The sequence below is a fragment of the Phenylobacterium sp. genome (assembly GCF_030645195.1).
Taxonomy (GTDB): domain Bacteria; phylum Pseudomonadota; class Alphaproteobacteria; order Caulobacterales; family Caulobacteraceae; genus Phenylobacterium.
On sequence record NZ_JAUSLW010000021.1, the window covers coordinates 1 to 13,557 of the forward strand.

Genomic DNA, 13,557 nt, shown 5'->3' on the forward strand with positions numbered 1-13,557 from the left:
GCTCTCCCCCACCCGCGAACTCGCCACCCAGATCGGCGAGAGCTTCAAGACCTATGGCAAGCACCTGGGCGTCTCCGTCGCCGTCGTGTTCGGCGGTGTGAAGTACGGCGGCCAGATGCGCGCCCTGGCCGGCGGCGTCGACGTGCTGGTGGCCACCCCCGGCCGCCTGATCGACCACCTCGGCGAGAAGACCATCACGCTTGGCGGCGTGGAGATCTTCGTCCTCGACGAGGCCGACCAGATGCTGGACATGGGCTTCATCCTGCCCATCCGCCGGATCGTGAAGTACCTGCCCAAGGAACGGCAGAACCTGTTCTTCTCCGCCACCATGCCCACCGAGATCGGCAAGCTGGCCGGCGAACTGCTGAACCCCAACCCCTTGAAGGTCTCGGTCGCCCCGCAGGCCACCACCGTGGAACGCGTCGACCAGAAGGTGATCTTCGTGGAGACCGCCCGCAAGCGCGCCCTGCTCTGCGAGCTGTTCGCCGAGAAGAACTTCAAGCGCGTCATCGTCTTCACCCGCACCAAGCGCGGCGCCGACCGGGTCGCTAAGTCCCTGGAAGCCGCCGGCGTCGAGGCCGCGGCCATCCACGGCGACAAGAGCCAGGGCCAGCGGGAACGCGCCCTGGCTTCCTTCAAGGCCGGTGAGGTCCGCGCCCTGGTGGCCACCGACATCGCCGCCCGCGGCATCGACGTCGACGCCGTGAGCCACGTCGTGCAGTACGAACTGCCCAACGTGCCGGAATCCTACGTCCACCGGATCGGGCGCACCGCCCGCGCCGGGGCCGGCGGTTCGGCCGTGGCCTTCTGCGCCGACGACGAACGCAACCTGCTGCGCGACATCCAGAAGGTGACCCGCCAGACCATCCCCACCGAGGAACGCCGCGGCGACCGCGCCCTGATGGTCATGACCCAAGCCATGCCCGAAGTGGCCGCCGAGCGCGCCGAGGCCGGCCGCAAGAACCACGGCGGCGACCGCGCCGGTGACCGCAACACCGACCGCGGCCAGCGCAAGCCCCAGGGCCGCAGCGACCTGCCCGGCGGCCTGCGCAAGCAGCGCAACCGTCCGGCCAAGGCGGCCGGCGGTAACGGCGGCGGTGGCGATCGTCACCCCCACGGCGCCCGCACGGGCGGCGAGCGGGCCTCCACCACCCCCATCAGCCAGGCGGCCTTCAAGGGGCCCAAGCGCGACGGCGACTCGGCCCCGGCCAAGCGCTGGAGCCCCATCGACTAGTCGATGGCCTGATGTGATCTGAAAACACGAAGCGCCCCGTGGCTTAGCCGCGGGGCGTTTTGCTGTGGCTAGTCTAGAACCGCGTCGAGAGCGAGAAGAAGGGCCGCCAGACCTTCTTGCGCCGGTCATAGGGGGTGCGGGTCAGGGGCCGGGCGGCCTCGGCCCCCAGGGTGGCGCGGTCGCCGACGCGGGCGCGGACCCCGACCCCGACCGAGGCCAGGTCGGCGCTGCCGCCGGTGGGCCTGAGGTTCCAGACCTTGCCGGCGTCGAAGAAGCCGTAGCCCTGGAGGAAGCTGAAGGGCCCCGACTTGGGGCTGAAGCCGGCGCGCAGCTCCGCGGAGCCGGCCAGGCCCCGGTCGCCGCCGATCTCGGCGTAGTTGTAGCCCCGGCCATAGGGCGCGCCGCCCACCACGAACTCCTCGGAGGAGAGCAGGCGGTCGGGGGACCATTGACCGTCGGCGGAGACATAGAACCCCGCCCAGAGACCCAGGTCGCGGTAGTGCGAGGCGTGGGCGTTGACCTTCACGAACTGCCGCGAGGCGTCGGCGCGGGAAAGGCCGCGGCCCGGCTGGACCTCCGGCTTGCCACGCTGTCCGGCCGAGACCTGGGCGAAGAGGTTGGTGGCGCGCCCCGGCTGGGTGAGGTCGGCGTTCAGCGCGCCCCGCAGCACCACGACGTTGTCGGCATAGCCGCCGGTGTCGGTCCAGTCCTGCTCGATATGCCGGGCCTGGGCGGTGACCTGGGCCCAGGTGTTCAGCTTGCGGCTGCGCTGCAGCGGACGCACGTAGCTCAGGCTGGCGGCCAGGCTCTCGCTGCCCACGTCCTTCGAGGCGGCATTGGCGCCATCGCGGGCGCGGGCGACACCGATCGACCCGCGCAGGCGGGCGCCCCCCTGCAGCGGCGCCGAATAGCTCACCTCGCCATAGGTGAACGCGCTTGGATCGTTGGGAACGGTGAGCACCGCCAGGGCCAGTTGGTCGCCCGGACGGATGACCGAGTTCCTGGCGCCGCGGGCGTAACCCTGCCAGGGACCGCTGGTCTTGGGCCCGCGGTTGTCCACATAGGTGGTGACCACCAGGGGCTTCAGCTCGGCCACGGCCACCAGGCGGTGACGGGCCGGATCGTCGAGGATCGGCTCCAGCTGGGTCTTGACCCGGATGCCCGGCTCGTCGCCCGCCAGGCTCAACCGGCGTTCGAGGTCGGCCAGCCGCAGGGGGCGCTGCTCGGCCAGGCCCTTCAGGTACGGACTGACGGCCGGGGCGCCGATCCCGGTGAGTTTCACGGCGCTGACATAGCCCTCATAGATCCGGATCCGCGCGACGCCCGTCCCCGGGGTCTGGGGCGGCACCACGGCGCGGGAGAGGAAATATCCGTCGGCCCGGTACCTGTCGGTGATCGCCGTGGCGATGGCCACCAGGTCGGCCGTACCGACCTCGCGGGTCAGATAGGCTTGGTAGAGCGGGGCGAGCGCGCCGGGCTTGTAGACCGTGAGGCCCTCGAGGCTGACGGCGTTGAGCTGAAAGCAGCCGCTGTCGGGCTGATCGCAGGCCGCGCCGACCGGGGCCTCGGACCCGGGCCAGGCGAAGACCGGAATCGCCACGAACATGGCCGCGGCGATGAGCATGGCCAGGCGGACAGGCCAGTTCGCAGTCCGCCACGCTCCCGCCTTTGACCCAGACACACCTTGCCCGCCTGCGAACCTCACAGGCTGTCGTGCCCGAATATGGTGAACGGGACCCTAATGAATCAAAAATTTCCCCCGCCTTAGCAAAGGCTTAGCCACGAGCGCGCTATTCCTGCCCGCAACGCCAATTTCTATGGCCTCGTGGAGGCGCCAGACCATGTTTCAACCTTCCCGCGTGCGGGCCCGCCTGGTGGCCTGTTCGGCCCTCGCCCTCGCCCTCGCCGCCGGCTCGGCCCAGGCCGCCGAATGGCGGCTGACCGAGGTCACCGGCACGGTGCGAATCGCCGTCCCCGGCGCGGAGGCCGCGCCAGCGCGGCTGCATCAGGTCCTGCCGACCGGCTCCAGCGTCACCACCACCCTCGGCGCGCGGGCGAGCCTCGACAACGGGGCCCAGCGCATCGTGGTGGGGCCCAACAGCCGCATGACCGTGGCCCCGGACGCCGGCGGCTTCACCCGCATCGCGCAGGATCTCGGTGCGATCCTGTTCCAGGTGGACAAGCAGAAGGCGCCCCACTTCCGGGTCGACACGCCCCTGCTCGCCGCCATCGTCAAGGGCACCACCTTCACCGTCGTGGTGGGGCCGCAGGCCGACGCCGTGAACGTGGCCGAGGGGCTGGTCGAGGTTCGAGCCAACGCGTCCGACACCGGCAGCGACGTGCCGGCCGGCGCCAGCGGCACGATCTGGCGCAATGCGCCGCAGGCGGTTCAGGTCGGGGCGGCGGTGACGCCGACGGCCGGAGAGCCCGCGGCGGTCGCGATCGAACCCCTGGACTACAAGAGCGTCTCCGGGGGCCTGGTGGACTCCGGGGGGCCAACGGCGATCGCCAGCGAAGCGCGGTCCATCGCCGCCATGACCGGCGCTCCGAGCGGCGGCGCCGACGCGGGCGCCCCGTCCGCCATGGCCAGCCAGGTGGCGCGCAACGACCGCCAGCCGGAAATGGCCCAGGGCGCCGGGGGCGGCGCAAATTCAACCGGCGGCGCCCCTGGAAACAGTGGTGACGCCGGGACCGGGAACAACGGCAACGGCAACGGCGCCGGTGGGGCCTCCACCGACACCGCCCCTGGGAACAGCGGCAATGCCGGGACCGGGAACAACGGTAACGGCAACGGCAACGGCAACGGCAACGGCGGAGCCACTACCGACACCGGCGCGGCGACCACCGGAAACGGCGCCGGGAACAACGGTAACGGCGCCGGAAACGGCGGAGCCTCTACCGACACCGCCCCTGGGAACAGCGGCAATGCCGGGACCGGGAACAACGGCAACGGCGCCGGCAACGGCAACGGCAACGGCAACGGCAACGGCGGAGCCACCACCGACACCGGCGCGGCGACCACCGGAAACGGCGCCGGGAACAACGGCAACGGCAACGGCGGAGCCACCACCGACACCGCCGCCGCGACCACCGGAAACGGCGCCGGGAACAACGGCGCCGGAAACGGAAACGGCGGAGCCACCACCGACACCGGCGCCGCGACCACCGGCAACGGCAACGGCAAAGTGGCGAAGTGAGCCGAGGTCTCGGGCTCGCGCAGCGGTTCCGGTCGGTCCTCGGACTGGGGGCGGTCGCCGTGGCCGTCGCCTTGGCGATGGCCACCGGGGTGCTCGTTCCCCTTGAGGACGGCCTTGCGACCCTGCGCTTCAAAGGCGTTCAGCGGCCGACCAGCCACCAGATCACGGTGGTGGAGATCGACGTCCCGAGCCTGCGAGCCGCCGGCCGGTGGCCCTGGGGCCGGGACCGGTTCGCCACCGCCATCGCCAACCTGCAGGCGGCCGGCGCCAAGGTGGTGGCCTTCGACGTCGACTTCAGCGCCCCCGCCGCGCCCGAGGCCGACCGGATGCTGGCCCGCGCCATCGCCCAGCAGCCGGGGTCGGTGATCCTGCCCACCTTCGTCCAGCCCGCCAGCCGGGCCGACGGCGAATCCAAGCTCGTCGAGACCTCGCCCCTGGGGGGCCTCTCGGCGGAGGCCCTGCTGGCCAGCGTGAACGTGCCGGTCGACGCCGACGGCCGCGTGCGACACTACGCCTACGGCTTCGGCGAGGCGGGCGCCTACCGCCAGTCCATGGCCGCGGCCCTTGCGGGCGTCCCCAACCAGCGGAACGGCACCTTCCTGATCGACTACGGGATGACGGTGACCGACATCCCGCATCTCAGCTTCGAGGACGTCTACCGCAACCGCTTCGACCCCAAGGCGGTGCGGGGACGCACCATCCTGATCGGCGCCACGGCGCTGGAGCTCGGGGACGAGTTCGCCACGCCGCAGGCCGGCACCGTCAACGGCGTCTATATCCATGCCCTGGCCTTCGAGAACCTGGCGGCCGGCCGGGCCCTGGTGACCCCGCCGGCCTGGATCACCTTCGCCCTGACCTGCCTGCTGGCCTGGTTCCTGCGGGCCGAGGCCGGTGAGACCTCGCTGCGGGCCCTGTCCCGTCGGCACGCCGCCGTGGGGGTCGGCCTGCTGGCCCTGCCCGTCCTGATCCAGGACCTGACCCCGGTCAGCCTCTCGGTGGCCCCCCTGCTGGTCGCCCAACTTCTGTGCCTGCTGTGGGCGACGCGGGCGGAGCTGGACCGCCGCGCCAAGTCGATCATCCATGAGCGCGAGGCCGGTCTGCTGCACCTGGCCATGCACGAGCCGGAAACCGGCCTGGCCAACCGGCGCGCCCTGCTGGCCGACCTCACCACCCGCATGGGTGGATCCGAAAGCGGCGCCCTGGCGGTGGTGGCGGTCGGCATCGACCGCTATCCGACCATGCGCGGCGCGGTGGGCTACAGCCTCTCCAACCTGATCGTCCGCGACGTGGCCGCTCAGCTGGCGGACATCTGCGGCGACAGCGATGTCGCCCACCTCTCGACCTCGGTCCTGGGTCTGGTGCTTCAACGGCCCGACCTTGGCGCGCTGATGGCCGACCTCGAACGTCTCGAGGGCCTAGATCCCGGGCGCGAGGTCGCCGGCCACGCCGTCGACGTCTTCCTGAAGCTCGGCGTCTCGCACAGGATCTCCGCGGACCAGGACGCCGAGGGCCTGCTGGAGAACGCGACCCTGGCCCTGGATGAGGCCCGCCAGTCGAACCGCCGCGTCGTGACCTTTGACACCGAGACCTATGTCGACCCCTCCCTCAACCTGGCCCTGATGACCGAGATGCGCCGCGGGCTGCGCGCGGGCGAGCTGGCGCTCCACTACCAGCCGAAACTGACCGCCGCGGACGGGGTCATCCGTGGCGTCGAGGCCCTGATCCGCTGGAAACATCCCGTCCGCGGAAACATCCCGCCCGACAGCTTCATCGGCATCGCCGAGGAGACCGGCAGCATCCGGGAGCTCACCGAATGGACGCTGGAGCGCGCCCTAGCCGACCGCGCCCTGCTGAAGGCGGCCGGCCATGATCTGATGGTCTCGGTGAACATCTCGGCCCGGCTGCTGGCCGACCGGGGGTTCTGCGACCAGCTACGCGCCCTGGTCGCCGGCAAGGACCATGGCCTCTGCCTGGAGATCACCGAGACCGCGGTGATCGAGAACCCGGCGGCGGCCACCGCGGCGATCGGCGGCTTCCGCGCCGTGGGCCTGAAGGTGTCCATCGACGACTATGGGGTCGGCCTCTCGTCCCTGTCCTATCTGAAGCTGCTCGACGCCGACGAACTGAAGATCGACAAGTCCCTGGTGGTCTCCGTCACCGAGAGCCAGCGCGACCGCCTGATCGTCAAATCGACCATCGATCTCGCCCACAGCCTGGGCATGGTGGTGGTGGCCGAGGGCGTGGAGACCCCGGAAATCCAGGCGACGCTGACCCTGCTCGGCTGCGACGCCATCCAGGGCTACCTGATCTCCCGCCCCGTCCCCCTGGCCGAGCTCACCCCGTTCCTGACGGCCTGGCGCGGCGACGAGGCGCGGCAGGCCAACGAGCGGGCCGCCTAGAGGCCGCGCCTGATCGCGCAGTGACCCGTCGAGCGCGATCAAGTCCAGCGCGCGCGACGGAAAACGCTGCGAGGCGATGACCGATGACGAGTTCAATTCCACGCAAGAATTCGTATGCGCATTTTGGGTATATATCCGCGAAATCCTTGGATTCGGACCGGCATGCTGAAAACACAGATCGAAAGACGAGGAGGCACCCCCCTCCGTTAAGACGACGCGTCACATCATACCAATCTAACGTCGGCAACTTTGCTTTATACGCTTACCTATAGTTGCGAATAACTGGCGTCCCGCTCATAATTTATCTTTCGTTTAGAATGAACTGCCCATCCTCCAACCGTCTTCTAAGGGGGTCGGAATGTTGCGGACAATTCGAAGCAAGGTCACGGCCGCGGGTTTGGCCGTACTGCTGATGGCAGGCGCGAGCGGTGGCGCGGGCATGTGGGCGACCGCCCGGCTCGATCGGGCGCTTGAGGATACCGCTCGGTCCAGCGCCATACTGCGAAACCACATGCAGGCCGACATGATGCATGACGCCCTGCGCAGCGATGTACTGTCGGCGATCCTGGCGAGCGACCCCGCCGCGGGGGTGAACCCCGAGGAGGTTCGTGGCGATCTCGCCGCGCACAGCAAGAGCTTCCGCGACTCCATGGCGCGTAACACCAAGCTCGTCCGGGAGCCGGCCACCCGAGCCGCCCTGGCCAGGGTCGAGGCGCCGCTCACGGCTTATGTCGCCGCGGCCGAGTCGATCGTCGACGGGGCCGGGCGCGATCCCGCCGCGGCGACCGTCGCCCTGGCTGACTTCAAGGACAGGTTCGAAAAACTGGAAGTGCAGATGGAGGTGACCTCCGACGAGCTCGAGAAGGGCGCGGCCAAGAACGCCACCGACGCCAAGGCCAGGGCCGCCCTGGGCCAAGGCGTGGTGATGGCCACCCTGATCCTGGGCGTCCTTTTCGCCGTCGGCCTGATTGTCGCGACCCTGCGCACGGTGGTGCGCCCGATCCAGACTCTCGCCACCGACATGCAGGCCCTCGCCGACGGGCGAACCGACGTGGCGATCGAAGGGGCGAAGCGCGGCGACGAAGTCGGCGCCATCGGTCGGGCCGTCGGGGCGCTGCAACAGGTCATCCTCGGCCAGCTGCAGGCCGAGGCCGCCGAAGCCGACCGCCGCCGTCAAATCGAGGCCGAGGCCCAGGCGCGCCAGCAGCAGGAGCAGCAGGCTCGCGCCCAGGCGCAGTTCATGGTGGTCGAGGGCCTGGCCAGCGGCCTCAACCAGCTGGCGGCCGGCGACCTCGCCTTCCGGCTGACCGAGCCCTTCGACGCCGAATACGACCAGCTGCGTCGGGACTTCAACGCCGCCATGACCAAGCTGGAACAGACCCTGCGGACCATCATCGAGGCGGCCGGCGCCATTCGCGGCAGCTCCGGCGAGATCGGCAGCGCCGCCAATGACCTGTCGCGGCGCACCGAGCAGCAGGCCGCTGGCCTGGAGGAGACCGCCGCGGCGCTTGATGAGATCACGGCCACGGTCCGCAGGACCGCCGAGGGCGCCCAGTCGGCGCAGAAGGCCGTCAACACCTCCAGGTCGGCCGCCGAGCAGTCAGGCCTGGTCGTCAATGAGGCGGCCACGGCGATGGCCCGAATCGAGGCCTCCTCCACCCAGATCGGTCAGATCACCGGCGTCATCGATGAGATCGCCTTCCAGACCAACCTCCGGGCCCTGAACGCCGGGGTCGAGGCCGCGCGCGCCGGCGACGGCGGCAAGGGCTTCGCGGTGTTCGCCTCCGAGGTGCGGGCCCTGGCCCAGCGCTCGGCCGAGGCCGCCAAGGAGATCAAGACCCTGATCGCGGCCTCGTCCAGCCAGGTCGGGCGTGGTGTGCAGTTGGTGAACGACACCAATGCGACGCTGGGCGATATCGTCAGCCAGGTCTCGGGCATCTATCAGCTCGTGACCGAGATCTCAGCCTCGGCCGCCGAACAGGCCACCGGCCTGGGACAGATCAATGTGGCGGTCAATCAGATGGATCAGATGACTCAGCAGAACGCCGCAATGGTGGAGCAATCCACCGCGGCCAGCATCGCCCTGAACCATGAGGTCGGGCGCCTGTTCGAGCTGGTCGGCCAGTTCCGGGTGGGCGAGGCGCATGAACAGCCCTCTGACCGGTCCCGGCGCGCCGCCTAACTCCGATAATCCCCGTTGATGGCGACATATTGCTTGGTGAGGTCGCAGGTCCAGACGCTGGCGACGCCCTTGCCGACGCCGACGTCGACGCTGACCTCCAGCTCCGGATTCTTCATGTAGGCGCTCATCTTGGCCTCGTCATAGGTGGGCGAGATGAGGCCGTCCTGGGCGGCGATCAGGGGGCCGAACTGCACCTTGACCCTGTCCCGGTCGATCGGCTCGTCGGCGCGGCCCACGGCCATGACGATGCGGCCCCAGTTGGCGTCCTCGCCGGCGAAGGCGGTCTTGACCAGGGGGCTCTCGGCGATGGTGCGGGCGATCTTGCGGGCCGAGGCCGGGCTCTCGGCGCCGGTGACGTTGATCTTGACGAACTTGCTGGCGCCCTCGCCGTCGCGGACGAGTTGCAGGGCCAGGTCCAGCAGCACGGCCTCCAGCTTCTCGCGGAAGTCGGCCAGGCGCTTGTCGCCGGCGCGGCTGATGAGGGGCGCCGAGGACTGGCCGGTGGCGAACAGCAGCAGGGTGTCGTTGGTGGAGCGGTCGCCGTCCACCGTCACGCAGTTGAAGGTGGTCCGCGTATAGAGGCTGGCCAGCGTCTGCAGGGCGGCGGGCGAGATGGCCGCGTCCGTGGCCACGAAGGCCAGCATGGTGGCCATGTCAGGCGCGATCATCCCCGAGCCCTTGCAGATTCCGGCGATCTTGACCTTCTCGCCGTCGATCATCGCCTCGGCATAGGCCCCCTTGGGGAAGGTGTCGGTGGTCATGATGGCCCGCGCCGCGCCCGCCCAGCCGTCGTCGGTGAGGCGGGTCTCGATGTCGGGCAGGCGCTGGGTGATCTTGGCGTCGTCCAGCAGCACGCCGATGACGCCGGTGGAGGCCACCATCACGTCGCGCTGGCGGCAGTCGAAACGCTTGGCCACCGCCGAGGCCACCCGGCGCACGGCGTCGGCGCCGGGCTTGCCGGTGAAGGAATTGGCGCAGCCGGCATTGACCACCAGGGCGCGCGCATCGGCGCCCTTGGACATCTCCAGATGCTTCTTGCACCAGTCCACCGGCGCCGAGCCGATGCCGTGGCGGGTGAAGACCCCGGCGGCCGAGGTCCCCCGCGCGAACCGCATGACCATCAGGTCCTCGCGCTCGTGCTTGTAGTAACCGGCCCGGGCGGTGGCGATCTGGACCCCGGCGATGGGCGGGATTTTCGGGAAGGGAACCGCCAGGGGCGAGACCGGCAGGGCGCCCTTGGCCGGCGCGGGCGTCGCCGGGGTTGAGACGTCGGCCTGGGGCTGCTTGTCGGCGCGCTTCAGAGCGGCGCGGGCGCGCTCGATGGTCTGGCCCACCACCTCCACCGGCTTGGAGGCGACCTCCAGGGCGATGGCGGCCGGGGTCTTGGCGGCGGCCTGGGCGGGCGCCCTGACCGGGGCCTTCTTGGCCGCGGGCTTGGCGGCCTTGGGGGTCTTGGCGGGCGGACGGGTCATGGCTTGGCCGCCTTGGCTGCGGGTTGGACGGGGGCCTTGGCGGTGGGCGTCTTGGCCGCGGGCGCGGCGGCGACCGGCGGGGCGGCCGGAACCGGGGCGGCGCCGGGGGCGGCCGGCGGAGCACTGGCGGGCTCCTTGGGCGCGCCGGGCACGTCCTGGGGCGCACGGATCAGGGTCTGGATCTTGGAGCGGGCGCGCAGCTTCTCCAGCAGGTCGCGGACCTGGTCATAGGTCAGGAAGCGCACGATCTGCGGCCGGGCGGCCTCAAGCGTGATGGGCTGCTCCAGGCGCCGGTCCTCGACCTTGACCAGGGCCCAGCCGCCGTCGACCTCGAAGGGCCCGACGATCTGGCCGGCCTTGGCGGTCTTGAGGTTGGCGTCATAGGCCTCGGGCATGACGTCGGTGGTGAAATAGCCCAGGTCGCCGCCGTTGAAGCGGGTGGCCGCGTCGGTGGAGCGCTCCATGGCCAGCGCCTCGAAGGACGCGCCGGCCGCCAGCAGCTTCTTGACCGCGTCGGCCTCGGCCAGGCTGGCCAGCACGATCTGGCGGGCCTTGATCTCCTCCGACTGCTTGGCGAGCTTGAGCTGCTCCTGATAGAGGCCGCGGATCGCGTTCTCGTTGACGGCGTCGGAGACGGTGCTCTCCACCAGCATGTCGCCCAGGATCCGCTCGCGGGCCGCGGCCAGGCGGCGCTGGGCGGCGGGATCCTTGTCGAGCTTGCGCTTCAGCGCCTCGCTGGCCAGCAGCTTCTGATCCACCACCTCGTCCATCACCCGCCGGAACAGATCCGACGAGACGTCCAGGGGCTCGCCCTCGCCGATCAGGCCTTGGGCGACGGCCTCGCGCTTGACGTCGGAGGCCCAGACGGTGTGGCCGTCGACCTTGGCCACCGCCGCGTCGCCCGGCTCGGGAGGATGTTCCGCCCCTGTGCGGTTCCCGCAGGAAGCCAGCATCAGAGTCGCCGCCAACACGACAATCATCGTGCGGACCGGGTGCGAAATGCGGGTCAAACTTCCCAGCGCCATCGGCCATACCTCTAAGTCGAAAATCGCCATCAGTCCGGCGTCCGTCCCTAGCCATTTACGCCACGGGATGCAAAGGTTGCCGCCGATATAGCCCCGCGCGGCCCCAACATTCAGGCCGATGCGGTCCATTTTCCGGGAGGATCTATTTTCATGACGCGTGAAGCCGTAATCGTTTCCTATGCCCGCACGGGCCTGGCCAAGTCCGGTCGCGGGGGCTTCAATATGACCCCCACCATGACCATGGGCGCCCACGCCGTGAAGAACGCCGTCGCGCGTTCCGGCCTGGATCCCTCGGCGATCGAGGACTGCGCCATCGGCAACGTGGCGCACGGCGCCGGCAACCTCGGCCGTCAGGTCGCCCTGCTGGCCGGCATGCCGATCACCACCTCCGGCATGACCATCAACCGCTTCTGCTCGTCAGGTCTGAACACCATCGCCACGGCGGCCAACTATGTGCGCAACGACGGGGCCGACGCGGTCGTCGCCGGCGGCGTCGAGAGCCTGTCCTTCCCCGGTGGCGGCGGTTCGCGTGAGAACAACGACCCGGCCCTGTTCCAGCAGTATCCCGGCGTCTTCATGCCGATGATCGACACCGCCGACATCGTCGCCGAGCGCTACAAGATCAGCCGCGAAGCCCAGGACGAGTACAGCCTGGAATCCCAGCGCCGCATGGCCGCCGCCCAGCAGGCCAACAAGTTCAAGGACGAGATCGTCCCCCTGAAGACCAAGATGAAGGTGGTCAACAAGGAGACGAAGGAAGAGTCCATCGTCGACGCCCTGGTGGACAAGGACGAGTGCAACCGTCCCGACACCACCCTGGAAGGCCTGGCCAAGCTGAAGCCGGTCCGTGAAGGCGACAACAAGTTCATCACCGCGGGCAACGCCAGCCAGCTGTCGGACGGCGCCGCCGCCGTGGTGATCATGGACAGCAAGGCCGCCGAAAAGGCCGGCCTGTCGCCGATGGGCGCCTTCAAGGGTTGGGCCGTCGCCGGCTGCGAACCCGACGAGATGGGCATCGGCCCGGTCTTCGCGATCCCGCGCCTGCTGGAACGCCACGGCCTGAAGATCGGCGACATCGACCTGTGGGAGCTGAACGAGGCCTTCGCCTCCCAGTGCCTCTATTCCCGCGACAAGCTCGGCATCGATCCCGAGAAGTACAACGTCAACGGCGGCTCCATCGCCATCGGCCACCCCTACGGCATGACCGGCGCCCGTCTGGCCGGCCACGTCCTGCAGGAAGGCAAGCGCCGCAACGCCAAGTGGGCCGTGGTGTCGATGTGCATCGGCGGCGGCATGGGCGCCGCAGGCCTGTTCGAAGTCTACTGAGACCCCGAATTGAACGACAAGATCGGCCCTCCCCTCACCGGGAGGGCCTTTTCTTTGGGCGAATCCCGAGCTTGAGCGTTAAGCTTGCTCACCCTCGCCGCGTTGACACTTGGAGGGGCGCTGCTTAAGTCTCGCGCGCCCTGAAAAGAGCGGAATTTCCGGGCAGGCGAAGGGTCCAATGCGGCCGCCGCCGCCGCCCCGCATCATCCGGACGTCCCCCTCGCATGCTCTTCCAACGGTTCTTCGGCTCTTCCAACGACCGCAAGGTCAAGGCCATGATGGCGCGGGTCGCGAAGATCAACGCCCTCGAAACCCAGATCCAGGCCCTCTCCGACGAGGCGCTGCGGGGCAAGACCGCCGAGTTCAAGGCCCGTCTGGCCAAGGGCGAGACCCTCGACCAGCTGCTGGAGGAAGCCTTCGCCGTGGTGCGCGAGGCCGCCCGCCGGGTCCTGGGCCAGCGCCACTTCGACGTACAGCTGGTGGGCGGCATGGTCCTGCACCAGGGCGGCATCGCCGAGATGCGCACCGGGGAAGGCAAGACCCTGGTGGCCACCGCGCCGGTCTATCTGAACGCCCTGGCCGGCAAGGGCGTCCACGTCATCACCGTCAACGACTACCTCGCCCAGCTGCACGGCGACTGGATGGGTCAGGTCTACAGCTTCCTGGGCCTGACCAGCGGCAACATCGTGCACGGCCTGTCCCAGGGCCAGCGCCAGGCGGCC

8 protein-coding genes and 1 pseudogene are annotated in these 13,557 nt (G+C 69.8%); 6 read left to right on the forward strand and 3 right to left on the reverse strand.

What is annotated here, in order from left to right:
* On the forward strand, window positions 1-1,234 hold a 1,234-nt coding region (locus tag Q7T09_RS01690; protein ID WP_304697233.1), incomplete at its 5' end, for a DEAD/DEAH box helicase.
* A 73-nt stretch (window positions 1,235-1,307) separates the two neighbouring features.
* Here the strand turns inward: Q7T09_RS01690 and Q7T09_RS01695 are convergent.
* A complete protein-coding gene (locus Q7T09_RS01695) occupies window positions 1,308-2,858 on the reverse strand; it encodes a ShlB/FhaC/HecB family hemolysin secretion/activation protein (protein WP_304697234.1) in 1,551 nt (516 codons plus the stop codon).
* Window positions 2,859-3,075: 217 nt separating this feature from the next.
* Between Q7T09_RS01695 and Q7T09_RS01700 the strand changes: the two genes are divergently transcribed.
* The 3 genes from Q7T09_RS01700 to Q7T09_RS01710 all read left to right on the forward strand — a co-directional run bounded on the left by Q7T09_RS01700 (window position 3,076) and on the right by Q7T09_RS01710 (window position 9,012).
* Window positions 3,076-4,431, forward strand: a complete 1,356-nt coding sequence (locus Q7T09_RS01700; protein WP_304697235.1) for a FecR family protein — start codon at window positions 3,076-3,078, stop codon at window positions 4,429-4,431.
* Window positions 4,432-4,490: 59 nt separating this feature from the next.
* On the forward strand, window positions 4,491-6,830 hold the full coding sequence (locus Q7T09_RS01705) for a bifunctional diguanylate cyclase/phosphodiesterase (protein WP_304697236.1): 2,340 nt from the start codon (window positions 4,491-4,493) through the stop codon (window positions 6,828-6,830).
* 439 nt (window positions 6,831-7,269) lie between these two features.
* Window positions 7,270-9,012: a methyl-accepting chemotaxis protein gene (locus Q7T09_RS01710; protein ID WP_370689185.1), complete on the forward strand. Its 1,743-nt coding sequence runs from the start codon at window positions 7,270-7,272 to the stop codon at window positions 9,010-9,012.
* On the opposite strand, the gene argJ is transcribed toward Q7T09_RS01710, so the two are convergent.
* Together argJ and Q7T09_RS01720 are read right to left on the reverse strand one after the other, a co-directional pair.
* The gene (gene argJ, locus Q7T09_RS01715; RefSeq protein ID WP_304697238.1) at window positions 9,009-10,484 is read right to left on the reverse strand and encodes a bifunctional glutamate N-acetyltransferase/amino-acid acetyltransferase ArgJ; all 1,476 of its coding nucleotides are present in this window, start codon (window positions 10,482-10,484) and stop codon (window positions 9,009-9,011) included. The two genes, Q7T09_RS01710 and argJ, sit on opposite strands and share 4 nt — an antisense overlap.
* A complete protein-coding gene (locus Q7T09_RS01720) occupies window positions 10,481-11,437 on the reverse strand; it encodes a peptidylprolyl isomerase (protein ID WP_370689186.1) in 957 nt (318 codons plus the stop codon). Before Q7T09_RS01720 ends, argJ begins: the two co-directional genes overlap by 4 nt.
* A gap of 222 nt (window positions 11,438-11,659) precedes the next feature.
* Between Q7T09_RS01720 and Q7T09_RS01725 the strand changes: the two genes are divergently transcribed.
* Window positions 11,660-12,835, forward strand: a complete 1,176-nt coding sequence (locus Q7T09_RS01725) for an acetyl-CoA C-acyltransferase (protein WP_304697240.1) — start codon at window positions 11,660-11,662, stop codon at window positions 12,833-12,835.
* 224 nt (window positions 12,836-13,059) lie between these two features.
* A pseudogene (locus Q7T09_RS01730) lies at window positions 13,060-13,557 on the forward strand (preprotein translocase subunit SecA); the annotation flags it as partial.